This is a genomic window from Salinibacterium sp. NSLL17, assembly GCF_015864935.1.
GTDB lineage: Bacteria > Actinomycetota > Actinomycetes > Actinomycetales > Microbacteriaceae > Rhodoglobus.
On the sequence record NZ_JADYWH010000001.1, the window covers coordinates 990,323 to 1,016,665 of the forward strand.

A 26,343-nucleotide genomic window follows, 5' to 3' on the forward strand; every position below is an offset into this window, starting at 1 on the left:
GCAATGCGTAAATTCACAGCAATCACCGGTCTCGGACTCGCAGCGGCACTCACACTCTCGGGCTGCTCGGCAGCTACAGAGGCTCCGGCCACCACTGATGAGAGCAACTCTTCGATGGTCGTCGACACAGTAAACAGTGACGGCTCCGCACTGCGTGCATCGCTAACGGCCCTGCTCGCTGACCACGTCTACCTCGCCGGTGCAGCCATCGACCAGGCGCTCGCCGATGGTGGCGACCTTACGACGGCCGATGTTGCCGGAGCAGTCGAAACGCTCGACACCAACTCGGTCGAGATCGCAGCCCTCGTGGGCTCGGCTTACCCCGATGCCGAGCAGCCGTTCCTCGATTCCTGGCGCTCGCACATCCCGTTCTTCGTGAACTATGCAGTCGCGAAGGCAACGGATGACCAGGCTGGCATCGACCAGGCAATGTCAGATCTCGGCGGCTACGCAGTGTCGTTCGGCCAGCTGATGGATTCGGTTGTTCCTGAGCTCTCGGCTGAAGATGTACAGGCCGGCCTTGAGACGCACGCTTCATCGCTCATTGCAGCGATCGACGCCAACATCGCCGGTGACCCTGCCTACTTCGCGCTGCTGAAGGAAGCTGCTGGACACATGCCGATGACGGCAACAGCTCTCGCTGGCGGAATTGCAGCCAACAAGGGTATTCAGTAAAACCAATTCACGAGTGAGCCGGCGGGGAGCGATCGAATCGCTCCCCGCCGGTTTCATTGTTTCCGGGAAGTTGTTGAGAGAAAGGGCAAGTACATGAAGATTTTCAGTATTGCGGCACGGATTTGGATTGCACTCGCGTTGCTGGTTAACGCCTACGTGCACTTTGTTCTCGCGACTCCGTTCGATGCCATTGTCGGCTCGCTAGTCAGTCAGGGCGCGTTGTTCCGCATCCAGGGCGTGATGAATATCCTCGCGGCCGTTCTGGTCCTGGCGGTGTACCGCTGGTGGACCGGGCTGGTCGTGGCAGTGATCGCGGCGGGCGGCCTTGCACTCTTGGTGGCATCCGTTTATGTTCCATTGGACCTGAGTGCAATTGGGCTTCCCGTCATCTACGAGCCTGTCTGGTATTCCGACAAGGTGATAGCAGTCATCGCTCAGGGCTTCGCGCTAATCGGCGGCGTCGCGGTGGCGCTGCTTACTCGTAGCGCAAAGACTCAACCGGGTCGGCCTTAGCAGCGCGGGCGGCGGGCAGGGTGCCCGCGAGGAACGCGATGGCCATGACGACCAGGATGATCACGGTGACCGATAGTGGGTCGAAGGCGATCAAGGTGAGCCCCGGGAGGTCAGCGAGGAGTGCCCCGGCGAGCACCGAACTGATGCCTGTTCCGACGAGCATCCCGATGCCGACACCGATCGCGCTCCCGAGGAAGCCGATGATGACAGCTTCGAGGCTGAAAAGTCCGAAGATCTTGCCGCCGCCCATTCCCATGGCTTTCATGAGACCGATTTCGCGGGTGCGTTCCTGTACCGACATGAAAAGGGTGTTCACGATGCCGAAGCTTGCTGCCAGCAGGGCGATGATGGCGAAGGCGTTCAGCACGAGCACGATGGCGTCGATGATGGTTTTGAACGTTCCGAGCTGGTCGGCCACGGTCGTGCCGGTGTAACCGGCATCGGTGAGGCGTTCCTTGAGGGCCGTGACATCGGCATCCGTCGCGGCAGCATCGAAGCGGATGCTCGCCTGGGCGTAGCGCTCTTGCTCATCGAGAGCGATTCCGATGTTCTGCGTCGAGTACAGCTCGTCAGTCAGCGCATCGTTCACGACCAGTCCACCGGCACCAGTGGCGGCGATGCTTTCTTCGGCGACGCCCACGATGGTCGCGTCGACGAGATGCTGGGTGCGTTCCGCGTCAGTGATCGCGATCGTCAGGGTCTGGCCCACCGCGGCATCCGCGTCAGCGAAGCCGAGCGATTCCACATAAGAGATTGGCACATTCAGTTCGAAGGCATCCGAATCGGCGGAGGGAGCTGTGCCGGCTGCAAGCTGCACGGTCTGGCCATCAACGAGTCCGCCCACGGAGGTCAGGTACTGGGGGCCGTCGCCTGACTGGATCCAGTCAGGAGAAATTGACTTGGTTGCCTCAACATCGAGCACGCCGTCAATGTTAGCGAGCGTCTCTAGATCGTCGGGGGTGAGGGCCACCACGGTGGAGCCGGGGCGGTTGAAGCCATCGCTGGCAATCGCATCGGGGTCGTATTCGGCGGGCCCAGAGCTGTCGGCGAAGCCGGCGTTGGCGTCTTGGCTTACTGACACGGTCATAACATCTTCCGCGCCGATCGAGGTCACCGTGTCATCGATGTAGCGATTGATGCCCGTGCCGAGGCCATTGGTGATGGTGAGCGTGAAAGCACCAACGAAGATCGCGAGGATCGTCAGAACGGTGCGGGTCTTCGAGCGGAAGGTATTGGATGCGGCGGTGCCGATCAGGTCGAGGGCGTTCATGCGGCCACCTCCGTGGTGTCGTTCACGAGGAGTCCGTCGCGAATGTAAATGCGGCGATCGCAGCGGGCAGCCAACTCATCATCGTGAGTGACGACAATGAGGGTGATGCCCTTGTCGCGGTTGAGTGCGAAGAGAATGTCCTCGACATTGCCTCCCGTCGCGGTGTCCAAGTTTCCGGTGGGTTCATCCGCGAAAATGATGCGCGGGTTGTTCACGAGCGCGCGGGCAATCACCGAACGTTGCTTCTGACCGCCCGACAGGTTGACGGCCTTGTTCGACGCTTTGTCATCCATCTCCAATTGCTCAAGAGCGGCGTGCGCGCGTGCCTTCCGCTCGCTGCGGCGCACCCCGGCAATCTTCATCGGGAGCATCACATTCTCCAGAACGGAGATGTTGGCGGTGAGAAAGAACTGTTGGAACACAAATCCGAACGTCTTGTTGCGCGCACGATTGAGCTTCTTGCCCTTCAACGTGCTGGTGTCGATCCCTTCAAGCTCGACCGTTCCGGCGGTCGGGGCATCAAGAAGCGCAAGCACGTGCATGAGGGTCGACTTTCCCGATCCGCTCTTGCCGATGATCGCGACGCTCTCGCCCTCGTTGATGTCGAAGGTGACACCTTTGAGGGCGTCAAAGCGGTTAGGGCCTTTGCCGTAGGACTTGTGGACATCCTTGACTCGGATGATGGGGGTAGTCATACGCCCCAGTCTCGCTGACTTCAGCGCTGAGCGAGTCAGCCGAGGGGAGTCACTGGCCTACGGCGAGAGAAGTATCTTCTGCGGTCTACTTCTTGAGCGCTGCTTGGCGTTTCTGCTCAGCAGCACGCTCGAGGCGTTCGATGCGCAACACGTCGACAAGCAGCAGGGCAATGGGCACCACGGATGCGACGCCCCACCATTCTTGATCTCCGCCAGTGTTTACATAAATGACGTTAAACACTACGGCCCAGATGAGCCCGCCGATGAGCCACACCAGTCGCCACCACGGAGTGGTGAGTTGGCGGATGCGTGCCTTCACAAGGGAGGGCTTCGCTGGGGGAGTGGCGTTGTCGGGCATGCCTGCTGGCGCGTCGTCGTGCATCCGCCAACTCTACGTTCTCTCTGTGCTCGCTGGGAAAAGCATCATGGTTCGATGGAATTGAGGGGATGCTGAGTAATTCTTTTCTACAGTGAGAGTGGCGCCACCGCGCTAGCCGCTTGTGAGAAAAGGGAGACCATGGCACACGACCAGTACACCTTCGTTGATCCAACCACTCGCTTCGAGAAGGTTTCGCCTCCGAAGCAGCATCAGCCGGAACCGGGTCTTGACTCAGAGTTGAAGCCGCTCGCTGACCTTGGCGAAGACAGTTATCGTGGCAGCGGCCGCCTTTCGGGCCGCCGGGCACTTATTACGGGTGCCGACTCGGGTATTGGGGGCGCTGTCGCAATTGCGTTCGCGCGAGAAGGAGCCGATATCGCCCTCTCCTATCTCCCGAGCGAACAGAGCGATGCCGAGCGCATTGCCGGCTATATCCGGGATGCCGGTCAGCAAGCCCACCTCTTCCCTGGCGACATTTCGAACGCGGAAGCCTGCCGCACCCTCGTCGCAGACGCCGCCGAAAAACTGGGCGGCCTCGATACTCTCGTGAACAATGCGGGAAAACAGGTCTTTTGCACCAAGCTGGAAGATCTCACCGACGAGGCATTCGATCAGACGTTCAAGACAAATGTCTATGCAATGTTTTGGATCACCAAGGCCGCTCTGGAACACTTGCCGGCGGGCTCCACAATTATCAACACCACTTCCGTTCAGGCCTACAAGCCATCACCGGTGCTTGTCGATTACGCCTCGACGAAGGCCGCGATCAATTCGTTCACGAAGGCAACAGCGGCTCAGCTGGCTGAACGCGGTATTCGAGTCAACGCGGTTGCTCCGGGGCCAGTCTGGACACCGTTGCAGGTGTCAGATGGACAGCCTCAGGAGAAAATCGCCAGCTTCGGGCACGACACCCCTCTGGGGAGAGTCGGTCAGCCCGCTGAAATGGCGCCGGCGTACGTGTTCCTAGCATCGGCTGAATCGAGCTATGTCATCGGCGAAACCCTCAACGCGAATGGTGGAATTCCGACGCCTTAGCCACGTGCGCGGCTGGATTCACCGAATACGTTTGGCTTCTTGAAACCTTTACGTAACACCCAACGGTCACGTTTAACGTTCCCGAAACATAACTGAGGGTCTAACGAAACGCTAAGACGGGATGCTTTGTCGTGCGGGTCAGTGGGAGTGGAATAACCCGACACTCACTGACAATCCGCAAAAGCATCCGTGTGCACAGGGCGCACAAAGCGAAAGAGGTTGAGATGGATACAGTCGTATGGGTACTCATTAGCACTGCATTAGTGCTGCTCATGACCCCCGGTTTGGCATTCTTTTACGGTGGACTCGTAAAAGAGAAGTCAGTAGTCAGCATGATGATGATGAGCTTCGGATCGCTCGGCCTTGTTGCCGTTCTCTGGATCCTCATCGGTGCAAACATGAGCTCGATCGACGGATCGGTCTGGTCGTTCGCCGGCAACCCGTTCAGCAACTTCGGTCAAGAAGGCGTCGCCGGCTCTGACCTCCTCGTTGTTGCATTCGGTGGAACCTTCGCCATCATCACCACCGCACTTATCTCCGGTGCCATCGCAGACCGTGCTCGCTTCGGACCCTGGATGATCTACACCGGTGTGTGGGCAACGCTCGTTTACTTCCCCGTTGCTGCATGGGTATGGGGCGGTGGCTGGATCCAGAACCTCGGAGATAGCCTCGGTGGCCTTCCTGCAGTTATCGACTACGCCGGTGGTACCGCCGTTCACATCAACGCTGGTGCAGCTGCTCTCGGACTCGCCCTGGTACTCGGCAAGCGTGTTGGTTTCAACAAGAACATCACCCAGCCTCACAACGTTCCTCTCGTCCTTATCGGTGCAGCACTGCTCTGGTTCGGTTGGTTCGGATTCAACGCTGGTGCGTCTAGCGATCCAGACGAGGCCGGCCTGATCGTGTTCAACACGCTCGCCGCTCCTGCCGCAGCAATCCTCGGTTGGATCGTTGTTGAGAAGCTCCGCACCGGTAAGGCCACCGCAGTTGGCGCCGTATCGGGTGTTGTTGCTGGTCTCGTTGCCATCACCCCCGCTTGTGCAAACCTGACGCCTGGTTGGGCCTTGGTTCTCGGTCTTGTCGCCGGTGCCGTGTGTGCTCTCGCTATCGAGCTCAAGTACAACCTCGGCTTCGATGACTCGCTCGACGTAGTGGGACTCCACCTCGTCGCCGGCGTCATCGGAACCATCTACCTTGGCTTCTTCGCCACCGACACCGGACTCTTCACTGGTGGAGATGCAGGACAGCTCGCCGTTCAGACGATCAGCGTGCTCGCCGTAGCAATCTTCTCCTTCGTAATGTCCTGGTTGATCGGAACCGCGATTCAGAAGACCATCGGATTCCGCGTTACTTCGGAAGAAGAAATTGCTGGTATCGACCTCGCCGTCCACGGCGAGTCGGGTTATGCACTGTCGACGCAGGAAACTGTATCGGCTAAGTAGAACCCACAACCTCGGGAGGGGCACAGTTGTTATCGCAACTGTGTCCCTCTTTTGGTGGTTAACGAACAAACCCCGCGCCCTCTGGTCCATGCCAGGGAAAACGGGGTTTCGTCGTGCGCGTGCGCGTACACGGAGGTAGGCGTGCGCGTCGTCGAGGCAGGTTACGGCTGCAACCGCATCCGCTCCCACTCGCCAGAGGCGGCACGCGTGAAGCGCACGCGGTCGTGAAGGCGGGAGCTGCGGCCCTGCCAGAACTCGATCGTCGAGGGCTCAACGACAAAGCCACCCCAATCATCCGGTCGGGGCACGTCGCGGCCTTCGAACTCAGCCTCGAGCTCGATCACACGGGCTTCAAGCACGGCCCGGGATGCGAGGGGTTGCGATTGTTCGCTGGCGTGCGCCGCGATCTGACTACCTCGCGGTCGCGTGGCGAAGTACGCGTCAGAAAGGGCAGCAGCGACAGGCCGAGCGGTTCCTTGCACGAGCACTTGCCGGTGGATCGAATACCAGGGGAAGACGAGCGCCGTGGCGGGATTCGCCAGCAGCGCGCGGCCCTTGATGGAGCTGTAGTTCGTAAAGAACTCGAATCCGGTGTTGTCGATGGCGCGCAGCAGCACGGTGCGGCTACTGGGGGAGCCGTCGGCGTCAACGGTCGACAGCACCATCGCGTTGGGTTCGTAGACATTCGCTCCGCTGGCATTTGCTAGCCAGAGGCGGAACTGCTCTATGGGATCAGCGAGCACATCCGAATCATTGAGCGGCAGCTGGCCGTAGTCGGTGTGGGTGCTCAAAGGGTCGGACACGGTGCATCCTTTCGACAGCGTGCGGGGTGCGCGCTGGTTAGTCCTCGTCTTCGATGAGGGCCTTGTTGCGGTCGGGGATGCCGTCCTCGTTCATGTCGCGCTTGCGAGCGAGTCGAGAATCCCAGCGGAGGCTGATCGCGGCGAGGATCGCCGCGAGTCCCGTGCCGATGAGAATGGCAAGTTTTGCACCAGTGGTGTGTTCGCTGTCGGGGAAGGAGAGCTCTGCGATGAGCAGGGAGACAGTGAAGCCGATTCCCGTGAGGAATCCGATGGGCAACAGGTCTCGCAACCCGATCGAGTCGGCGAGACGGAACTTTGTCACCTTGGTGATGAGAGCGGTCGTGCCGAGCACTCCGATGATCTTTCCGACCACCAGCCCGACGATGATGGCAGCGACAACGGGCTGCACAATTACGTCGCTGACGCTTTCACCGTCACCACCGAGGGAAACTCCGGCGGCGAAGAAGGCGAAGACGGGCAGCGCGATTCCGGATGACGTGGGGCGGACCGCATCGTCGAACGCGTGCGTGCGAGTGTCTTTCTCTCCGTGGATGAGTTTCGCTGGAACGGTGAAGCCGAGAACGACGCCTGCGATAGTCGCGTGAACTCCGGAGTCGTGCATGAATGCCCAGGCAACGAGCGCAAGGGGAACCAGCAGCCACCAGCGAGGTTTGCGTGAGCGAACCACGAAGCCGAAGAGCACGATCGCGATGAGTGAGAACAGCAGCGAGAGGAGGTCGATGCTCTCTGTGTAGAAGAGGGCAATGATGATGATCGCGAGCAGGTCGTCGACGACAGCCATTGTGAGCAGGAAGGTGCGCAGGGCGCGGGGGAGTCCGCGACCGAAGATCGCGAGCACTGCGAGGGCGAAGGCAATGTCGGTGGCGGTGGGAATCGCCCAGCCTCCGAGCGCAGTCGAGTCACCCGAAACGAGGATGATCAGCGTGAAGAGTAGCGCGGGAAAGAGCATCCCGCCGATTGCAGCAAAGACAGGAACGGCGGCTTCGCGTGGTTTGCGCAGGCTGCCAGCAACAAGCTCCTGCTTAAGCTCGACGCCAACCACGAAGAAGAAGATCGCGAGTAGGCCGTCTGCCGCCCAAGTGGCCAGCGAGAGATTCAGGTGAAGAGCCTCAGGGCCGATGGTGGTCTCGGCAAGAGCTGCATAGCCGTCACGCCACGGCGAATTGGCCCAGATGAGGGCGATCGCTGCGGCAACCATCAGCAGCACGCCGCTGGTGGTCTCCATGGTGACCCACCGGCGTACTCGCTTGCGGGGGCTCAGTTTCTTGACGGATGTGGTCACAAAATTCCAGACGTTGAGGTTCGTCAGCGGGGTCGCCGACACAATCGCCGACCAGACTTCCCGGCACTCCGCTCGCAATTCTACCGGTTGTGCGCCTGAGGGAGTGCACGGAAAGGCCGCGGGCCTGACCATGCGCTCCACTGACCATGGGAGTTGTCTCAGAATCACGCCTCAGGCTTGCTGACGGCCACTCACTAAGGAAGCGTGGGGGTTTCATCTCGCTGAACCTGGAAGGACGAACATATGCTCACCCTCACCGAAACAGCCACCACGGTCGTCAAGACGATCGTCGAGCAGGACCCCAATACGGAAGCCTCGGGCCTCCGCATTAACGGGGAACCTGGTGCCCCTAACCTCACCGTCGCCGTCGTTGCGGCACCCGAGGCTGGCGACTCTGTCGTCGAAGCTGACGGCGCCCGCGTTTTTCTTGAAGAGAACGCCTCGGTCGCGCTGAGCGACAAGACGCTCGATGCCAGCGTGGGCGAGAACGGCGCAGTGAACTTCGCCATCGTCGACAACGCTTAACTAGTTACTACTTCTGTAGCTAGACCAGATTGTAGCTAGACCAGAATTCGTCGGCGCGCGGTCGATTGAATTCTGTACCTAGTAGCGGGCGAGAGCGTCAGCATCTCGAGCATGAGTAACCGACCGGCGAATAGCATCCAATGCTTCAACCGGATCAGTCTCAGCTTCAGCGATCATTAGCTGGCGCTCCGCCTCTGCTAGTCGAGTCCGGGCGCGCGCACTTGCGCCGCTGCGTCCCACAAGCTCGTGCACGACGGAGATCTGACTCCGTGCCGCCACCAGAGTCCCTTGGTAGGCAGCGCGTGCGTGTTCAAACCGCTGTTGCTGGTTACGCGCCGTCGCAAGAGCCGTATCCAGCTCAGCAGCAGCATCCCCGAGCAGGGCCAACTGCTCAAACGGATCATGAAGAACTCCGGATGCCGGCGCCGTCTGCTCGAGCGCCCTTTCGTTGGCAGCGATTGCAGTCACAATGCGCGCTCCACTCGTCGGATCGGGAGCAGTTTCTCGTGCCACCCGCGCTTCGAGCAGGTCGCTCGCGCTGTCCGCGCGCATCCGAGTCACCGCAGCGTCGGCTTGGGCTAGTTCGTTGACGGCGCTCTCGGCAGCAGACACGGCGCGATCGGCACGATGAAGAGCAGTGGCGGCGGCGCGAAGGGTGTCGGTGACCGCATTAACGCCGGTGGGGCTGATGCCGGGCGCTGCGGCATCCAGTGCTGTCTCGCTCTCATCGAGGGCGGTGCTCGCTGTATCGAGGTGGTGACGTGCAGCTTTCACCGCTGACTCCACGTAGGTGGTTGCGAGCTCCGCGACTGTGTCCTGCGCCGCGGTCTGCCGCAACCGCACAGCCGTCAATCGGGCTCGCAATTGCTGTTCTGTCTCCGCTGCGCCTACCTCGCTCCGACGCCGCTCAGCGAAGGCGGTATCGAAGCGATCGAGCTTCGCGAGTGCCTGTTCGCACAGGGCTGTCATCTGCAAGGTGATGCGGCGGCGCACATGGTCGGCCGTCGCGGAGACGTCGTCACGCTGCTGACCGAGTCGAAAGGCTTCCGTGAGCTGGCCGCGCGCTTCGGCAAGAGCACTCGCAAAGTCGCGGGAGGCTGCGGCGCCGAACTGGGCCACCGCAAAACCGAGTTCGTAGTCGGCCTCGCGCACCCGATCATCCAGCGTCACCAACAGACTGGCCGCGCGAGATTCCAAGGCCGACTGCGACGACGTTCCCCGGATGCCGCGGTCGCCTCCGCGACGAAACAAGACGATGAAAGCGATAACCCCGATCGCCAGCACGAGCACGACGACAGTGGCGACGGCGATCGTGGTGCCGCGCAGGAGTTCGGCGGTGTCGGTGGCGACGAGGAGGGGCAGGGCATGAGGCACCATGCACCGTATTCTAGGGCGGTTTGTCGCGAGAACTGGGGGTGGGGCTACCGGGTGAGTCTGGCGAAACTCGTGGTTGTTGCACGCTTTCTGGAGGTAACTCGCTTAAGGTGGCGGTGTGTGGCGTGCAGATAGAGTTTCCGATGATTTCACGGTCGACCCAGATTCGGGCGACCATGACGTTGACGACGGCGAAAACGAGCACGCTCACGCCCACGTTCAAGTAACAGCGCCTCACACGCTGAGTTTTGGTGAGCCGAACATTATGGCCGGAAACGTTGCAGAGCCCACGTGGACGCTGTGGCGTTCGCAATTGTCAGAACTGGGTGGGCGTTCGCCGCTCATCCACTTCGTTGATTCGCCTCGCACGCGAGTCGATCTTTCGACGACGCATCCCGGTGGTCTTGCCCAGTTCATCACCGGTAAGCGCACTCTGTTGTCGAGCCTCATCCGCGATGATGTCGCCCTGCGCTCGGCGAAGACAGCCGCTGGGGCTGTCGCCGCGAAGGGCCTTGAGCTGGCAACTGCCCGCGGCATTGACTCGGTGCACCTGGGAATCGGTATCGCTCGCTGGACCCACGATGATGTCGAATTCTGCGGCCCCGTCTTGCTGCGCCCGCTCGCTATTCGCCGTCACGGTCGTGACTTTGAACTCAAACTTCGTGGTGCCGCCTTCTTGAACCCTGCGCTTGCCCGCGCTCTTGACGAACAGTTCCATTTGCGGCTCGATGCTGAATCGTTTGTCGCGCTCGCCGATGCCGACGGCACCTTCAAGCCGAACCCGGTTATTGACCGGTTGCGTGGTCTTACCTCGCACCTCGACGCTTTCTCGGTCAGCCCACGCCTCGTGGTGTCGTCCTTTGCAGACGTCGCGCACGGTTTGGCCGATGACGCTGTAGATCTCAAGCACCCCATCCTTGACGCGCTCGCCGGCAACACCGCCGCCGCGTGGACCATCAAGGAAGGTTATGCGCCGGTTCCCGCTCTCTCCGCTGATGAGCGCTCGCCGCAGACCGACAATCTTCTGCTGGATGCGGATGCCGAACAAGAGAATGTGATTGCCCAAATCGAGGCAGGCAACTCTCTCGTCGTTCGCACCCTGCCCGGCACCGGTGGCACGCAAACCATCGTGAACGCGGTGGGTGCCCTTGTTGCTCAGAACAAGCGTGTTCTCGTTGTCAGCCCGCGTCGTGCATCGCTGCAATCGATCGCTGACCGCTTCGCTGACATCGGGCTGCCGGGTCTCTCGGTCGCACCGCGCACGCTTCGCCGCGACATCATCCGTTCCATTTCTCGCAGCGAGAAGGCCAGCCGTCCACAAATCGAAGACGTGGATGACGCCCTGCTGCGTTTGCGCAAGATCATGCTCGACTACCGCGAGTCCATGTCGGTTGCCGACGGTGTGCTTGGTGTCTCGGTGCTCGATTGCGTCTCAGAACTCAGCCGTTTGGCGCTGCTGCCGACACCGCCGTCCACGACCGCTCGTTTGTCGCGGGAGGCAGTGGAGAAGCTCGCGAAGGATCGCAGCGCAGCCACCGGCGTGATTATTGCTGCCGCCAAGCTCGGCGAATTCAAATACGGTCCGGGAGATTCGCCGTGGTATGGCGCCCAGTTCGCCAATGGGGGAGAAGCTCTCAAGGCCCACGGTATTGCTCAGCGTGCGAGCGAGCAGTTGTCGTCGCTGCTGGATGTCGCTAACCGTCTTGTCTCGAACACCCGTATGCGTCCGTTCCAGAGCATCGATGAGCTTGGCGTCTACTTGCGGCTGCTCGTTGATCTTCGCGAAACGCTTGACCGCTTCGTGCCGACCGTGTTCGACCGCGCCATCACTGAGCTGATTGCCGCTACTGCTCCGCGTCGCGATTTTCCGGATATGACGAGCGCGAACCGTCGCCGTCTCAAGAAGCTTGCCCTCGAATACGTTCGCCCCGGCGTTCGCGTGCCCGACATGCACGGCGCTCTCAAGCGCATCCAGAAGCAGCGCGTGCTGTGGCACCGTTTCGTGGCCGAAGGCGCGAGCCCAGCCGTTCCCGTGGGAATCGGTGAAGTGCAGCGGTCGTACCAGCAGGTTTCTGACGATCTCGCAGCCCTCGACATCCCGCTGGGCATCGCTGACTCGCACATGAATCTCTCGAGCCTTCCGATCCCGTTCTTGATCGAGAAGGTCGAGTCGCTCGCGGCCGAATCTGATGTGCTCAACAACCTGCAGGAGCGCACCGCCCTCATGGGCAGTTTGCGTGACCTCAAGCTGAATCCGCTGATCGAAGATTTGGCTCAGCGCCATGTTCCTGAAGATCAAGTGGCGGCAGAACTCGAACTGTCGTGGTGGAAGTCGGCCCTCGATTCCATGCTCGAAGTTGACCGTGCGCTGCTCAACGCCAACACGAGCGTTGTCGACCGTCTCGAAGCCGATTTCCGTCTCGTCGATGAAGCTCACGCTTCTGCCAATGCCAAGCAGCTTTCGTGGCAGATCGCCGAAAACTGGAAGATCGGTCTCGTCGACTGGCCCGATGAGGCTAGTGCTCTCAAGCGCGCTCTCGCCAAGGAACGACTCACGTCCTTCGACGTGCAAACCTCGGCACCCCACTTGTCGCGCACCATTGCGCCCGTGTGGCTTGCTTCGCCCTACGAAATCGATTCGGTTGTCGACACCATGCCGTTCGACACCGTCGTGCTGGTTGACGCCGGTGCTGTGACGGTCGCCGAAGCGGCCGGAGCAATCCGCCGCTCGAAGCAAGTCGTCGTTATTGGCGACCCTGTCATTCAATCGCCGACACCGTTCGAGACGGCGGTGCGCGATGCGACCGGCGATGCTGCACCGCTCGTTGACGACGACACGCGCGAAGCACTCGTTGACGACTCTGCTTTCGCGAAGCTCAGCGGCTTGCTGCCGACCCTCACTCTCACGCGCAGCTACCGCCCCGGCGGTGAAGAGCTCGCCGAACTGGTCAACCGTCGTTTCTATGACGGCCAGATCGAGTCGCTGCCCTGGGCGGGAAGTTTCCTCGGTCACGGCAGCCTCGCTGTCAGCTACGTCGCTGACGGAATTGGAATGCCCGACCCTGACTCTGGTGCTGTTGAAAGCCCTGACGCCGAAGTCTCTCGCGTTGTCGAACTCGTTCTCGACCACGCCACCAAGCGTCCGCAAGAGTCGCTCATGGTCATCACGGCAAGCCCCGTGCACTCTGTTCGTGTCATGCAGGCGGTGTTGGATGCCGTCAGCCGTCGTCGCCCGGAACTGCTCGATGTCATCATCGGCGATCGTGCCGAACCGTTTACGGTCACCACGATTGATCAGGCTGTGGCCCAAAGCCGCGACCGCGTTATTTTCTCCATCGGATATGGCCGCACACCACACGGTCGCGTGCTCTCCGACTTCGGTTCGCTTGGTGAGCCCGGGGGAGAGCGCCTGCTTGCTGTCGCGATGACGCGGGCACGTCGTTCGCTCGAAATCGTCACATCGTTCCGCTCAGAAGACCTCGACGACGGGCGCATGAAGCACGGCGCTGTTGCTCTGGCTGAAGTGCTCGACGAAGTGGATGCCCGCTTTGCTGAAGTTCCTGTGCCCGACGACAGCGACCCCATGCTCGTTGACCTCGCTCGCCGCCTCGAAGCTCGCGGACTGCGCGTTTCGCTCGGGCACCGGGGCAAGCTCGGCCTCGTCGCCTCGCGCGGTGGTCGCTGCGGCACCATCGAAACCGACGCCATGGTTCACGAATCAAGCCTGCGCGAATCGCTGCGCTTGCGTCCTGAGTTGCTACGTCGTCTCGGCTGGCACTACTTGCGGGTGCACGCGTTCGAACTCTTCAGCGACCCCGATCAGGTTGCCGACAAGGTAGCCCGGATGCTCGGAGCAGAACCTGCTCCCACGACCGAGCCCATCACGATCATCCCCGCCACCCGTCCGCAGCAGTAATGACAGACAGCACCCACCCCGAGCAGTCGGGCGCACCGGCGAGCGATCGAGCGTCTGAGGGCGAGCAGTGCAGTGCGGCGGGAGCCGAGCAGTCGGGCGAGCCGCGCGCGAAGCCCACGAAGCGTCGCCGCGTGACGACGGCTCCGCCGGCGGGGTCAGATCCGCATCCGCCTGCTGAACCGGAACGGCATCAGGTTAACGAAAACGACGAGCGGCTCAAGGGCGACAAACCTCCGCATTGGGGGTAAGTGCCTTGGCCGCTCGCCGATAGTGTGTGAGCTACAGCGGTAGCTGCGAGTTGCGGTGCGCTAGCTGTTTTGCTTAGCGAGCAGGTCGCGAATCTGCAGAAGCAATTCTGCTTCGGTGGGGCCGGCTTCAGGTTCAATAACGACCGGCTTGCGCGCGTTCGCGAGCTTGTTGGCGTAGTTCATCGGGGCAACGATCGCGAAGTACACGACGGCTGCGACGAGCACGAACTGGATGATCGCCGCGATGACCGCGCCGAAATAGATCACTGCCCCGCTGGTGCCAACCTCGACCGGGAGTGCTGTCGCCAGTGACTCTGCACTAAACAGGGCGCCGATGAGCGGGTTGAAAACCGCTTCGACAATGGTGTTGACGACTGCCGTGAACGCAGCGCCAATGACGACTGCTACGGCTAAGTCGATGACATTGCCACGCAGAATAAATTCTTTGAATCCGCTTAACATGGGGGCTCCTTTTAGTAGGGGATACGTCAACTATGACGCTTTAGCGGCCGATGATGAAGAAGATGACGAAGAAGTAGTGGAAGAAGTCGACGAGCTCGACGACCCTGAATCACTCGAACTTGAGCCGGATTTCTCCGGCGATGACGGTTGTGAGCTCGAGGAGCCGGAGCCGGAGCCGGAGCCGGAGCCGGAGCTTGAGTCGCTCGAACTCGTGGTGGAACGCGAATCGTTGCGGTAGAAGCCAGAGCCGTTGAAGGTGACTCCGACGGCGGAAAAGATCTTGCGCAGTTTGCCTTGGCAGGCGGGGCACACCGTGAGCGAGTCGTCGGTGAACGATTGCTGAATATCGAACGCGTTGTCGCACTCGGTGCAGCGGTAGGAATAGGTAGGCACGAGATCCTTAGTTGTGCTCGGTGATGGTCACAATTCCCGTGGGGGTAACTATGCCGTTTACTGGTTGGTCATGAATTTCGGTGGGAACTTCATCCACAAATTCGCTGTCGAAGATCACGGCGTAGACGGGCGGCTTGGTCTCCATGGAGCCGAGGGTCTTGTCGAAATAGCCGCGCCCCCAGCCCATGCGCATGCCGGAACGATCCACGGATGCCGCAGGCACGATGATGAGGTCGACATCATTGATGGCGATCGGGCCGAGCACGTCGCTCGTAGGCGCTGGCATCCCGATGAGGTCCTGGTCTTCATCTTCGCCGTCGTAGGGAGCCCAGTCGAGCAGACCGTCGGCGCGCGAGATGGGAAGCAGCACGGTGATGTCGTGTTCGCAGGCCCAGTGCAAGAATCCGCGGGTTTCTGGTTCGTCGGTGGTGGAAAGGTAGGCGGCGATCGAGGTAGATCCGAGTCTCTGAGTGAGCTCGATGAGGTGCTCTGTTACACCAGTGTTAAATTCTTCCCGCTCTTTGGCGGTGCAGATGCGTCGGCGTTCGCGTAATTCGGCCCGGAGTGCACGTTTATCGTGACTGACGTCGTCGGTCATATAAGCATTCTACGAGACTGGCCGACTACGCTGTACCTATGGCTACGAAGATTACTAAAGCGGTTATTCCTGCTGCAGGTCTGGGCACACGATTTCTCCCGGCAACGAAAGCTATGCCGAAGGAGATGTTGCCGGTTGTAGATAAACCGGCCATCCAATATGTCGTAGAGGAGGCGGTTGCCGCTGGCCTCACTGACGTGTTGATGATCACTGGGCGTAACAAAAACGCTCTTGAAAACCATTTCGATCGAATGACCGAGTTGGAGTCGACGCTCCAGCAAAAGGGCGACACTGACCGGCTATCCAAGGTCGAGTTCTCTAACGACCTCGCCGACATGCACTACGTACGTCAAGGTGACCCGCGCGGTCTCGGCCACGCCGTTCTCCGCGCCAAAATGCATGTGGGTCACGAACCGTTCGCCGTATTGCTCGGTGACGACCTCATCGACGACCGCGACGTTCTGCTCTCCCGCATGCTCGAGGAGCAAGAGGGCCGCAACGCGACCATCATTGCTCTCATGGAGGTCGACCCCGCGCAAAGCCACATGTATGGCATCGCGACAGTGGAACCCACCGATGATCCCGATGTTGTGCACATCACCGGACTCGTCGAGAAGCCGGCTCAGGGCACGGCGCTCTCCAACCTCGCCATCATCGGCCGCTACGTGTTGAGGCCAGAAATCTTCGAGGTTCTTGAGCGCACCGATCCCGGCAAGGGCGGCGAAATCCAATTGACGGATGCCCTGCAGGAGATGGCAGAGAACGATATAGCCGGTGGCGTTTACGGCGTCGTGTTCCGCGGCCGTCGTTATGACACTGGTGACCGTCTCGACTACATCAAGGCCATCGTGCAGCTTGCTGTTGAGCGCGACGACCTGGGCCCTGACCTGCGCCCGTGGCTTAAGCAGTTCAGCTCAACACTGGACTAGCGGATGGCGTTTGGCATTCCGACGCTTGGCGACGGAAACATCAGTATTCGGCCCATTCGGGTGCGAGACGCTCGTGCGTTAGAAACAGAACTCCGTGACAACCGGGGGTGGCTTCGCAAGTGGGAGGCCACCAGCCCGGTTGGTCCGTCGTCGTTCGACGTGAAGTCGAGCATCCGCGGTCTACTGCAACAGTCTCGCGTGGGCACCGGTTTGCCGTTCGTCATTGAATACGACGGCGTAGTCGCTGGCCAACTCAACGTGTCGTCCATCACGTACGGGTCGCTCGCTTCGGCATCCCTCGGGTACTGGGTGTCAGAACGCTTCGCTGGCAAAGGTCTCACCCCAACCGCGGTAGCGCTCGCCACCGATTACTGTTTTTTTCAGCTCGGTCTTCACCGCATGGAGATCTGTATCCGGCCGGAGAACGAGCCGAGCCTTCGTGTGGTTGAGAAGCTGGGGTTCCGTTACGAGCAACTGCGTCGCCGCTTCATCCACATCGATGGCGACTGGCGTGATCACTTCTGTTTCGCGCTCACGGTCGAAGAGCTTCCTCAGGGAGTCTTTCAACGGTGGAAATCAGGAAACGCCCCCGAGCAGGATGCTCATATTCCCGCCGAGGACCGTGTGCGGGCCGCGCACCCCTTGGCGCTTCCCCAGCGCTAAGTCGCTCTCGCGCATCTCATCGGCGAGCGCACATCAACGCGCTGTAGCCGTTGTTGCCGGGGGGACTCTCAGCAACTTGTCACGTCACTACCGCGTGCCGACAGCCCGACACGCACGGATACTCGTAGCGTATAGCCATGGAACTCACCAGCATCGGCGGCGGCGTTATGATCGCGCTCGCTGCGGCGCTGTGGCTCGTGTACTTGGTGCCGAACTGGTTCAAGAATCGCGAGTACTTGGCTACCGAACGAAATGCCGTTCGACTTCAGCAAACAATCCGCATTCTCGCGCAGACCTCAGAGATCCCGGACGAGGTGCGCGCCGAAGCTGTTGCACGGCAAGCGGCGGAACTCGCCAAGGCAAGCGTGAACCAAGGACCGGTCGCGGTCGGTCGCGCCGTTACCCCACCCACTCGAGAGCAAGCTCTCGCCCTCTCCGCGCGACGCTTGCGCCGCACGCGCGCCTTCACGGGCGCAGTCCTCCTCGCGAGCGTTGCCGTTATTGCTGTGCAGATCGTCATGATCATCACAGCCGGAGCCGCCATCATTTCTGGCACCTGGCTTGTTCTCGCCGCCGCCACGATGGCGGGTATTAGTGCGAGTGCGATGCTGTCGCGGCTAGCAGAACGCTCACGCAGCCGTCGCGAGAGCAGTGCACCACGAGTTCGTACCGCCGCACCCCGCCGTCGCGTTGTTCTTTCGTCAGAAGCTCCCATCGAAGACGTCACGTCAAAGGTCAGCTGGACCCCGGTTCCCGTGCCGAAGCCCATGTACTTGACCCGCAGCAACGCACCGGAATCAGCCGTTGCGGCAGCCCGCCACGCCGGGCAGATCGACAGCGAGCTTCGGGCCGCGGCGGAATCCGCCGAGCAGGCTCTGCGCGCAAACACTGTCGCGATGGCCTCGGCTACTCGCGAAAGGGAACTTGCGCGTGATGCTGAGCGTGCAGCGACCGCCGCGGCGGAGACTCCGGTTGTGGCATCCGTCCCCAGTCGTTTCGCTGGGATGGGTATCGTCGAAGAATCGGGCAACTCGCTCGACCTCGACGCCGCGCTTGCTCGTCGTCGCGCTAGCTAGCATCTCGCGCTCCTGATTCGTTGCTCGGCACCGGGCAGAACAATAGGGCGCGCCGTGCGGAGATTCTCCGCACAACACGCCCCGTCGCTGTTCTAGTGTGTTGTCGCTGTTTCAGCCCCGTGACCGCTGAGTGAACGCACATCCATCTCGGCGGCAAGCGCCGGATCTTCCTTCTCACGCGACGTGATCGTCCCCAACCAACCGAGCGCGAACCCGAGTGGAATCGAGACGATGCCGGGGTTCTGAAGGGGGAAGATAGCGAAATTCACGCCTTCACCCAGCATTGATGTCGGTGTTCCGCTCATGACGGGCGAGAACACGATCAACAGAACCGCTGCCGAGAGGCCACCAACCATGCTCCACACTGCGCCGCGAGTGTTGAACCGCTTCCAGTACAGGGAGTACAGGATCGTGGGCAGGTTCGCGCTTGCCGCAACAGCGAACGCGAGAGCTACGAGGAAGGCAATGTTCTGACCTTGAACACCGATACCTCCCGCGACGGCGAGGACACCGATCACGACGACGGTGCGACGCGCGATCTTGACTTCCGCATCCGGGTCTCCCTTGCCCTTCTTGATCACGTTGGAGTAGATGTCGTGAGCGAAGGATGCCGCTGCCGTGATCGTGAGCCCGGCCACCACCGCGAGGATGGTGGCGAACGCAATCGCCGAGACGAACCCAAGCAGCAGTGGCCCGCCCAGTTGCAGCGCCAGTAGTGGAGCCGCAGAGTTCACTCCGCCCGGAGCATCCAGGATCGTTGCGGAACCTACGAGGGCTGCCGCACCGTAACCCAACACGAGGGTGAGGATGTAGAAGCCGCCGATGAGCCAAATCGCCCACACGACTGAGCGCCGTGCTTCTTTGGCGGTTGGCACCGTGTAGAAGCGCATGAGCACGTGAGGCAGGCCTGCCGTGCCCAGCACGAGGGCGAGCGACAGTGAGATGAAGTCGAGCGGATTCGCGCCGTACTTGAGCCCCGGCGCCAAGATGGCGTCAGCGGGTGTCGCCACGGAGTTGTCGACCGCGCTCTGCAGCACGCGCGACAGGTCGAACCCGTTGAGCACGAGCACCCAGATCGCCATCGCGATTGCGGCGCCCACGAGGAGGAACGCTTTCACGATCTGCACCCACGTGGTGCCCTTCATGCCGCCAATCAGCACGTACAGGATCATGAGTCCACCGACGATGGCGACCACGATGGACTGACCGACCTTGTCGTCAATGCCGAGGAGCAGCGAGACGAGACCGCCAGCTCCGGCCATTTGAGCGAGCAAGTAGAAGAAGCAGACGGCGAGCGTCGTTAGTGCTGCTGCCATTCTCACCGGACGCTGCTTCAGGCGGAAGGAAAGTACATCCGCCATCGTGAACTTGCCGGTGTTGCGCATGAGTTCAGCTACGAGGAGCAGGGCGACCAGCCACGCCACCAAGAAGCCGATGGAGTACAAGAAACCGTCATAGCCATTGATCGCAATGGCGCCAACAATGCCGAGAAAGGATGCCGCCGAGAGGTAGTCCCCGGTAATGGCGAACCCGTTTTGCGGTCCGGTGAACGAACGACCGCCCGCGTAATAATCTGCCGCCGACGCGTTGTTGCGGCTGGCGCGAATAACGATGAACAGCGTAATTCCGACGAACCCGATGAAGATCGAGATGTTGAGAACCGGATTGCTCTGGGACTCAGCATCAACGGCCGCGGCGGCGAGCATTCCTAGGGTGGTGGCGATCATGCTGCAGACTCCTTTGCTGCGAGATCTTCTCTGATCTGGGCGGCGAGCGGATCCAACCGCCGATTAGCGAACGATACGTACGTCATGGTGATGGCGAACGTGGTGATGAACTGGCCGAAGCCGAGCAGCAATCCAACGTTGATGACGCCGAAGACGGGCGTTGCCATGAAGTCATGCGCGTATGCGGCCAAGATCACATAGGTGAAATACCAGACGAGGAAGAAGACCGTGAGCGGGAACACAAACGAGCGGTGTCGCCGTTTGAGCTCGATGAACATGGGGTCCTTCTCCTCCTCTTGATAATCGAGCCCCGGCTTCACTCTCGGCGCGTTGCCGGTCTCGCCGGGCGGGGAGAGCACATCTTTCGTGGGGGAACTTTCATCAGACATTTGGGGCCTCCTTGCCACAAACAATTGATAGGGGAATGGGTGAAGCGGGAACTAGGGGGAGCGAGTGCGGCCGGCAGCGGTGTATAGCGCATCAAGCACGGTGACGTCTTCAATCGTCGGAGGAATGCGCACCTCGTCGCCGTCGAAAATCTGGCGAATAGTTTTGCGAAGAATCTTGCCCGAGCGCGTCTTGGGCAGCCGCTCGACAACCATCACGTCGCGGAAGGCGGCGACCGGGCCGATGACCTCGCGCACCAGCGCCACGAGTTCGATGGCGAGATCGTGCTCCAGGCGATTGCGGCCGTGCTTCATCGTGATGAACCCAGCAGCCCGCTGGCCTTTCAGCTCGTCGTGCAATCCGAGAACCGCGCACTCAGCGACATCCGGATGCTGCGAAAGCACTTCCTCCAGCGACCCTGTCGAGAGGCGATGTCCGGCCACGTTGATGACGTCGTCGGTGCGACCCATGACAAAGAGGTAGCCGTCGTCATCAAAGTAACCCGCGTCGCCCGTGGCGTAGTACCCGGGAAACTCGTCGAGGTAGGAGCTCGCGAACCGCTCCGGACTGCCCCAGAGCCCCATGAGGGCGCCGGGAGGAAGGGGCAACTGGATAGCAATGTTTCCCTCGGTGCCCGGCGTCGTCACATCGTTGCCGTCACCGTCGAGGATGCGGGGTTGGAAGCCCGGCATCGGCACGCCAGTCGATCCCGCCTTAGCCGGTAGCTGCTGAACTCCGCGCGGATTTGCGCAGATTGGCCATCCCGTCTCGGTCTGCCACCAGTGGTCGATGATGGGAACACGGATGCCGTCGTTGGCCCAGTGCCAGGTCTCAGTATCGAGGCGCTCACCCGCGAGATACACCGCTTGCAGGCTGGAGATGTCATATTTTCCCAGCTCATCGAGCGTGGGGTCTTCACGCCGGATAGCGCGGAGCGCCGTCGGGGCCGTGTAGAGCACGTCAACCTTGTAGTCCTGGATGATGCGCCAGAAGGTTCCTGCGTCGGGGGTGCCAATAGGTTTGCCCTCGTACAAGACGGTGGCCGCGCCGGCCAGTAATGGGCCGTAGACGATGAAGGAGTGGCCAACGACCCAGCCGACATCCGAAGCGGTAAAGATCGTGCTGTCGTTGCCGACATCGTAGATATGACTCATTGCCCACTGCAGTGCCACGGCGTAACCGCCGGTATCGCGAACGACTCCTTTGGGGCTCCCGGTGGTGCCCGAGGTGTAGAGGATGTAGAGCGGGTCTTGAGCGCGCATTTCGACGGCGTCAGCCGGCACAGCGGCGGCCTCAAGCTCATCCCAGTCCAGCCAGGCCACGTCGAGAGAGCCTCCGCTGGTGGTGCCGGTGGAGCTGGTGGCGTATTCGGCGATGTCGCCGTTGATGTGCGGGCGATCTTTGACCACGACGTAACGTACGCTTCCGGTGCTCAGCGCAATGGCTTGGTGCACGATCGGCAGGTACTCCACGGTGCGGGATGGCTCGAGGCCTCCCGTCGCGGTCACGATCACGGATGGCGTGGCGTCGTTGATTCGAACGGCCAATTCGTTGGCGGCGAACCCTCCAAACACGACGGAGTGGATGGCGCCGATGCGTGCACACGCGAGCATCGCCACAACAGCCTCAGAGATCATTGGCAAGTAGATCAAGACACGATCGCCAACGCCGACTCCGAGCTCCTGCAGTGCGCCGGCGAACGAGCGAACGCGTTCGAGCAGTTCCGCGTAGGTGAGGACTTGTTGCTCGCCCGTCATGGCGGAGTCGGTGATGAGAGCAGGGTTGCCTCCTCGCTCGGCGGCAACGTGGCGGTCGAGGGCATTGACGCTCATATTGAGCGTGCCGTCGGCGAACCAGCAGCCCTGGTCGGTTCCGGGTTCAAGGGCGTGCGTTGGTATGGAAAGCGTTGGCGGGGTTATCCACTCAACCCGGGAGGCTTGCTGGAGCCAAAACCCGTGCGGGTCGTGAGTGGCATGTTCCTGAATTTCAGCGAAAGAACCGCTCTGCTGGCGCGAGCGCACAATCGTGCTCTGCGCCGAGACTCGCTCGAGCGAAGGGGCATCTGACATCGATTTCTCCTTTGAAATGCTTGATGTGGATTCTCAGTTGAGGCGGGAGAATCCCGTGCTAGCCTCAGATTACGGAGGGGCGTACAGCACGTAATACCCCCGAAAGTTGGGAATCCGCAATGACGCAGATGTCTGAACCAAGTGACTTCGATTTGATCCAACAGGCCACTCGGGAGATCGCCGCGAGCACTGGTTTCAGCCTGTCGTTTGGCGGCCTCACCTCGGGAATTGAGCTCACCGTCAACGCTTTTAGCGGTGCTCGAACGGGCAAGCTCGATGGTCTAAAAGTGCGAAAAGAGCGCGGCCTTGGTGGGCTAGCTATGGCTCAACGCAGCCCACGTTTTACTCGCGACTACGAGCACTCGCCCGACATTACCCATGACTATGACGGTGCTGTCTTGGGCGAAGGCGTCGTGTCACTCTTGGCGATCCCGATCATTGCCGGGGGAACGCTTCGGGGCCTCATCTACGCCGGCTCGCACTTCCTCGTGGAGCCCGATACTGCGGCGGCACGACCTGCAGTGGCCATTGCTACCGCTCTGGGTAATGAGCTTGCCATTCGCGACGAAGTCACGCGCCGAATGCTGGCGCTGCGCTCGAATCAGGGTGGGGGATTGTCACCGGTCGCGGAGGAACACCTTCGGGAACAGTTCGCTCAGCTTCGCCAACTTGCGGCCACGGTTTCGGATCGGGAGGTGCGGCAAAAGCTTCGCGACATCGGGCGCGGAATGTCTGAAGCGTTGTGCAGTGGAGCTGACGCTGCGCAGGCTCGCCCGACCGTGCAGCTATCGCCGCGAGAGACGGATGTGCTTTCATGTGTCGCGCTTGGCTACAGCAACGCGCGCACTGCTGCACTCCTCTCGCTCACGGAACAAACGGTTAAGGGATACCTGGGGAGCGCCATGAAGAAGCTCGATGCGTCGTCACGCTTCACTGCCGTCTCCACCGCACGCAAGCTTGGGTTGATGCCCTAGGGCTGGCCGAGTGCCACAGCAGTCGATCTCAGGTGTCGAACGCTCGTTCCTGAGTGATATCGTTGGTGCTGTAGTACGGGCCCTTGGCGCAGTTGGTAGCGCGCCTCGTTCGCATCGAGGAGGTCAGGAGTTCAAATCTCCTAGGGTCCACCACTCGCTTAGCCAGAGCCATCGGCCAGTTCGCGAAACACGAAAGAGCTGCGGTCGCTAGATAAAGCCGTTCTCGGTTGCCACCCGCACGGCATCTGGGCCAGAGCTGACATCGAGCTTGCGGTAAGCGTTGCGCAGCTGAGATTTCACCGTGTTCACGGAAATGAAGAGAATCTGTGCCACATCTTCCAGGCGTGACACCTGTGCAAGAGTGGCGAGCACCTCACGCTCTCGAGGGCTCAACGGGTTGATGAGCGCGATCCGAGCGAACGGCTGGGCCACGGCATCAAAGAGTGTGACGAGTTCTGGTGCACGACGCGAGGCAAGCTCTCGCAATTCCGTGTGGGGGACCATCACGCTAGGGCTCGTGAGACCATGGCGCGACATGACGTCGGCCGCTCGTCGGAGCGACTTCTCGGCATCCGTCTCATGGCCGCGGAGAGCGTCGCGTGCGGCGTCCAACAGCAGCGCTTCGGCAAATTCTCGTGGTGTTCCGTGTGCGTGAATGAACTCAGGATGCTGGGTGCTGGACGGCGTAGGGGCGGAGCCAGAGGAAAGCGCGAGTCGCGCCCGAGCGAGCATCGCCGCGCACGTGTCCGAGCCAGTTGCGCGGTCAAGTTCCTGTTCAGCAGTCGTGCGGTGGCCGAGCGCTAGCTGAAGGTCGGCTTTCATCGATTGCAGGAGTGAGCGCGCATAGTCGCTGATTGGGCGGAACTCATTCTGCTTTACCGCAGCAGTCAGCTCATCGAACGCGACCTGGGGGCGGCCAGCGGCAAGCTGCAGTCGGGCCCGAGTCCACACGATGGTTGGCCAGTGTTCAAGGTGGTCGAGGCGTGCGCCGACGAGGGCGATAGCGTCAAGTCCGCGTTCCGGCTGACCGTCTTCGAGATCCCGCAAGGCCGATGCAATGTGCCAGCCGGTCGATGGCACGCTCGTGCGCCAACCGGGGCGGTTGACGTGGGTCACGGCATCCAATTGGGCAGAAGCGTCACGCATGTTCCCGGTGAACGCATAAACATAGGCCAGCAAACTCGAGCGGTGTTGCGTGCGTCCTTCATGGTGATCGGCAGCGAGAAGGTGGGCAATGCTGATTGCCCGTTCCCAGCGTCCGAGCAGAATATTCGTGATCACGATCTGGATGATTCCTGCGCTGATGGCGTGCATCGTCGCGCTACGGGTTGCAGCGCTGAGAAGTTCGACTTGGGCGACAAATCGATCCCCCTCGGCGGCGGCGTCCTCGTAGCGACGCGCGGCTCTGAGCCCAGCAAACCGTGCCAACGAAAGCAGCAGTCTTTCGTGCGGCAGGGAACGCGGCCACTCCGAATCGACACTGTCAATTCCGTGCGCGACGAGCTGGCGCAGACGGGCGGAGGGAGTGCGTTCTCGCTCGCTCATGACAACGGCTAATGAAATGGCCGCGGTGCCGTGCAACGCCACGATGTCGGTCGGTAACTCGCTCAGAAGCGTGTGAAGTTCATCCTGTTGGTAGACGATAAGTTCGGAGAAATGGTGGGCGACAGTCGGCCACAACTGTTCGTACGCTCCTGCACTGATGAACAGTTTTATGGCCTCAAGGCCGTTGCCGCTCTGGCTCAACTGCGTGGCGCTCGTGAGGCGGGCAATGCGCAATTCTTCGGCGCTGAGGCTGTGTGCTGCGTGAATCTGGAGCGCCTCTGAGATCAGCGGATGAAACCGGAACACAAATGTGGAACCAACTTCGCGGAACTCACCAAGACCCTCATTCGCAAATTCTTCAAGAGTCGATTCAGCGTCGACAATGCTCCGGCCGCTCAGCGTGCTGGCTAACGCGATCGACAACTCAGGGGGGAGCGACGCAACTGCCGCAAAATGCAGTTGGTGTGCATGCGCAAACGCCGGCAGAAGGCTCTGGGCGATGTGGGCGGCCAACTGGCGCGTGAGTGCAGCGGGGTCAGCGACGGGTGCGTCCACTGACTCGGGGCGCTGCATCAGAAGGGTGACAGCGATGCGCGTCGCGAGGGGGTGGCCTCGGGTCGCCGCGTGAGCAATGAGGGCGTGCTCCGCCGAGAATCGTGTTGCATTCGCGAAGAGGTCGCGGGTTTCTTCCGGCGTGAAAGCGAGAGCGTTCTCGGTGATGACAGTCGAGTGGATGCGCGCCGCGACGTCGAGGGCTTCAAAGTGACCGCGGCGTCGAGTCGTAACGACAATCGTGAGCCAGTGGCTCTGTTTGAGCAGCCAAACGATGTCGAGCGCATTGTCGTCGTCGACGAGGTGAAAGTCGTCGAGTACCAGACGAGTGGCAATGCGGTCGTGCTCGAGCTGGGCCAATACCAACCCCGGAACGTCATCGAGCTCCGCGTAGCCCAGAATGAAATTGGAGAGGGGGCTCTCGTCAGTCACAGAACCGATTGCTTGGAAAGCACGGACGATCCTGCGCCAAAAACTCGAGCGTGAGCGAGCTCCATCGTCGAGCGAGACCCACAGATCTCGCTGGGGCGCTGCCGCCGAAGGAGATTGGTCGCGTAACCAGGATGCCACGAGACCGGATTTTCCCGAGCCGCCGGAACCACGCACCACGATAAGGGCGCTATCGCGCGCCGAATCGAGCAGAGAACTCAGACGAGTGCGCTCAATGAATCCGTGTGGGATAAGCGGGATGCCGCTGCCGTCGGTGCGACGCGCGGAGGCATCTCGACTCTGGGTTGGCACTGTCATCCGATTCTGGGCACGCACAAAGCACCCCTCATCACCATTCTCG

24 protein-coding genes, 1 tRNA gene and 1 pseudogene are annotated in these 26,343 nt (G+C 61.1%); 13 read left to right on the top strand and 13 right to left on the bottom strand.

The genetic code is table 11. From position 1 onward, the window contains the following. The first annotated feature begins 3 nt into the window (after positions 1–3). Positions 4–675 carry a hypothetical protein gene (locus tag I6E51_RS04820; RefSeq protein WP_197109587.1) on the top strand — a complete coding sequence of 224 codons (672 nt, stop codon included), beginning with the start codon at positions 4–6 and terminating at the stop codon, positions 673–675. 93 nt (positions 676–768) lie between these two features. Next, complete coding sequence (locus I6E51_RS04825) at positions 769–1,188, top strand: hypothetical protein (protein ID WP_197109588.1); 420 nt, start codon at positions 769–771, stop codon at positions 1,186–1,188. On the opposite strand, the gene I6E51_RS04830 is transcribed toward I6E51_RS04825, so the two are convergent. The 3 genes from I6E51_RS04830 to I6E51_RS04840 form a co-directional block, all read right to left on the bottom strand. Then, positions 1,151–2,458, bottom strand: a complete 1,308-nt coding sequence (locus I6E51_RS04830; protein WP_197109589.1) for an ABC transporter permease — start codon at positions 2,456–2,458, stop codon at positions 1,151–1,153. The two genes, I6E51_RS04825 and I6E51_RS04830, sit on opposite strands and share 38 nt — an antisense overlap. Further along, the gene (locus I6E51_RS04835; protein WP_197106240.1) at positions 2,455–3,153 is read right to left on the bottom strand and encodes an ABC transporter ATP-binding protein; all 699 of its coding nucleotides are present in this window, start codon (positions 3,151–3,153) and stop codon (positions 2,455–2,457) included. The genes I6E51_RS04830 and I6E51_RS04835 overlap by 4 nt, the downstream gene beginning before the upstream one ends. 85 nt (positions 3,154–3,238) lie before the next feature. Further along, positions 3,239–3,535, bottom strand: coding sequence for a hypothetical protein (locus I6E51_RS04840; RefSeq protein ID WP_197109590.1), 297 nt, complete (start codon positions 3,533–3,535; stop codon positions 3,239–3,241). Positions 3,536–3,670: 135 nt separating this feature from the next. Between I6E51_RS04840 and I6E51_RS04845 the strand changes: the two genes are divergently transcribed. Then, positions 3,671–4,567 carry an SDR family oxidoreductase gene (locus I6E51_RS04845; protein WP_197109591.1) on the top strand — a complete coding sequence of 299 codons (897 nt, stop codon included), beginning with the start codon at positions 3,671–3,673 and terminating at the stop codon, positions 4,565–4,567. Between the two features lie 224 nt (positions 4,568–4,791). Beyond that, the gene (locus I6E51_RS04850) at positions 4,792–6,009 is read left to right on the top strand and encodes an ammonium transporter (protein ID WP_197106237.1); all 1,218 of its coding nucleotides are present in this window, start codon (positions 4,792–4,794) and stop codon (positions 6,007–6,009) included. A 161-nt stretch (positions 6,010–6,170) separates the two neighbouring features. Here I6E51_RS04850 and pdxH read toward each other — a convergent pair whose 3' ends face one another. Together pdxH and nhaA are read right to left on the bottom strand one after the other, a co-directional pair. Then, positions 6,171–6,812 carry a pyridoxamine 5'-phosphate oxidase gene (gene pdxH / locus I6E51_RS04855; protein ID WP_197109592.1) on the bottom strand — a complete coding sequence of 214 codons (642 nt, stop codon included), beginning with the start codon at positions 6,810–6,812 and terminating at the stop codon, positions 6,171–6,173. A gap of 37 nt (positions 6,813–6,849) precedes the next feature. Further along, positions 6,850–8,157: a Na+/H+ antiporter NhaA gene (gene nhaA, locus I6E51_RS04860; protein ID WP_307783814.1), complete on the bottom strand. Its 1,308-nt coding sequence runs from the start codon at positions 8,155–8,157 to the stop codon at positions 6,850–6,852. A 201-nt stretch (positions 8,158–8,358) separates the two neighbouring features. On the opposite strand from nhaA, the gene I6E51_RS04865 reads away from it, so the two are divergent. Then, a complete protein-coding gene (locus tag I6E51_RS04865) occupies positions 8,359–8,640 on the top strand; it encodes an iron-sulfur cluster assembly accessory protein (RefSeq protein WP_197106235.1) in 282 nt (93 codons plus the stop codon). 78 nt (positions 8,641–8,718) lie between these two features. Here the strand turns inward: I6E51_RS04865 and I6E51_RS04870 are convergent, their stop codons facing one another. Next, positions 8,719–10,017: a hypothetical protein gene (locus I6E51_RS04870; RefSeq protein WP_197109593.1), complete on the bottom strand. Its 1,299-nt coding sequence runs from the start codon at positions 10,015–10,017 to the stop codon at positions 8,719–8,721. A 262-nt stretch (positions 10,018–10,279) separates the two neighbouring features. On the opposite strand from I6E51_RS04870, the gene I6E51_RS04875 reads away from it, so the two are divergent. Together I6E51_RS04875 and I6E51_RS04880 are read left to right on the top strand one after the other, a co-directional pair. Next, positions 10,280–13,930: an ATP-binding protein gene (locus tag I6E51_RS04875; protein ID WP_231599877.1), complete on the top strand. Its 3,651-nt coding sequence runs from the start codon at positions 10,280–10,282 to the stop codon at positions 13,928–13,930. Then, positions 13,930–14,178 carry a hypothetical protein gene (locus tag I6E51_RS04880; RefSeq protein WP_197109595.1) on the top strand — a complete coding sequence of 83 codons (249 nt, stop codon included), beginning with the start codon at positions 13,930–13,932 and terminating at the stop codon, positions 14,176–14,178. The genes I6E51_RS04875 and I6E51_RS04880 overlap by 1 nt, the downstream gene beginning before the upstream one ends. 60 nt (positions 14,179–14,238) lie before the next feature. Here the strand turns inward: I6E51_RS04880 and mscL are convergent, their stop codons facing one another. Next, on the bottom strand, positions 14,239–14,640 hold the full coding sequence (gene mscL / locus I6E51_RS04885; protein ID WP_197109596.1) for a large conductance mechanosensitive channel protein MscL: 402 nt from the start codon (positions 14,638–14,640) through the stop codon (positions 14,239–14,241). On the opposite strand from mscL, the gene I6E51_RS14510 reads away from it, so the two are divergent. Further along, a complete protein-coding gene (locus I6E51_RS14510) occupies positions 14,639–14,878 on the top strand; it encodes a hypothetical protein (protein WP_307783904.1) in 240 nt (79 codons plus the stop codon). The genes mscL and I6E51_RS14510 overlap by 2 nt on opposite strands. Positions 14,879–14,892: 14 nt before the next feature. Here the strand turns inward: I6E51_RS14510 and I6E51_RS14515 are convergent. Next, positions 14,893–15,033, bottom strand: a pseudogene (locus tag I6E51_RS14515) (FmdB family zinc ribbon protein); the annotation flags it as partial. A gap of 7 nt (positions 15,034–15,040) precedes the next feature. After that, positions 15,041–15,631, bottom strand: coding sequence for a 5-formyltetrahydrofolate cyclo-ligase (locus I6E51_RS04895; RefSeq protein ID WP_197106229.1), 591 nt, complete (start codon positions 15,629–15,631; stop codon positions 15,041–15,043). Between the two features lie 38 nt (positions 15,632–15,669). Here I6E51_RS04895 and galU point away from each other — a divergent pair, with 38 nt between their 5' ends. The 3 genes from galU to I6E51_RS04910 all read left to right on the top strand — a co-directional run bounded on the left by galU (position 15,670) and on the right by I6E51_RS04910 (position 18,299). Then, the gene (galU, locus tag I6E51_RS04900; protein WP_197106228.1) at positions 15,670–16,560 is read left to right on the top strand and encodes a UTP--glucose-1-phosphate uridylyltransferase GalU; all 891 of its coding nucleotides are present in this window, start codon (positions 15,670–15,672) and stop codon (positions 16,558–16,560) included. 3 nt (positions 16,561–16,563) lie between these two features. Beyond that, complete coding sequence (locus I6E51_RS04905) at positions 16,564–17,223, top strand: GNAT family N-acetyltransferase (protein WP_197106227.1); 660 nt, start codon at positions 16,564–16,566, stop codon at positions 17,221–17,223. Positions 17,224–17,360: 137 nt separating this feature from the next. Further along, complete coding sequence (locus I6E51_RS04910) at positions 17,361–18,299, top strand: hypothetical protein (protein WP_197106226.1); 939 nt, start codon at positions 17,361–17,363, stop codon at positions 18,297–18,299. 92 nt (positions 18,300–18,391) lie between these two features. On the opposite strand, the gene I6E51_RS04915 is transcribed toward I6E51_RS04910, so the two are convergent. The 3 genes from I6E51_RS04915 to I6E51_RS04925 all read right to left on the bottom strand — a co-directional run bounded on the left by I6E51_RS04915 (position 18,392) and on the right by I6E51_RS04925 (position 22,482). Then, positions 18,392–20,026, bottom strand: a complete 1,635-nt coding sequence (locus I6E51_RS04915) for a cation acetate symporter (protein WP_231599654.1) — start codon at positions 20,024–20,026, stop codon at positions 18,392–18,394. Beyond that, on the bottom strand, positions 20,023–20,304 hold the full coding sequence (locus tag I6E51_RS04920; protein ID WP_231599878.1) for a DUF485 domain-containing protein: 282 nt from the start codon (positions 20,302–20,304) through the stop codon (positions 20,023–20,025). Before I6E51_RS04920 ends, I6E51_RS04915 begins: the two co-directional genes overlap by 4 nt. Positions 20,305–20,466: 162 nt before the next feature. Beyond that, positions 20,467–22,482 carry an AMP-binding protein gene (locus I6E51_RS04925; protein WP_197109599.1) on the bottom strand — a complete coding sequence of 672 codons (2,016 nt, stop codon included), beginning with the start codon at positions 22,480–22,482 and terminating at the stop codon, positions 20,467–20,469. A gap of 119 nt (positions 22,483–22,601) precedes the next feature. Here I6E51_RS04925 and I6E51_RS04930 point away from each other — a divergent pair, with 119 nt between their 5' ends. Beyond that, positions 22,602–23,456: a LuxR C-terminal-related transcriptional regulator gene (locus I6E51_RS04930; RefSeq protein ID WP_197106223.1), complete on the top strand. Its 855-nt coding sequence runs from the start codon at positions 22,602–22,604 to the stop codon at positions 23,454–23,456. A 77-nt stretch (positions 23,457–23,533) separates the two neighbouring features. After that, positions 23,534–23,609: transfer RNA gene (locus I6E51_RS04935), tRNA-Ala, on the top strand. A 54-nt stretch (positions 23,610–23,663) separates the two neighbouring features. On the opposite strand, the gene I6E51_RS14520 is transcribed toward I6E51_RS04935, so the two are convergent. Beyond that, the gene (locus I6E51_RS14520) at positions 23,664–26,294 is read right to left on the bottom strand and encodes a LuxR C-terminal-related transcriptional regulator (RefSeq protein ID WP_197109600.1); all 2,631 of its coding nucleotides are present in this window, start codon (positions 26,292–26,294) and stop codon (positions 23,664–23,666) included. Between the last annotated feature and the right edge of the window lie 49 nt (positions 26,295–26,343).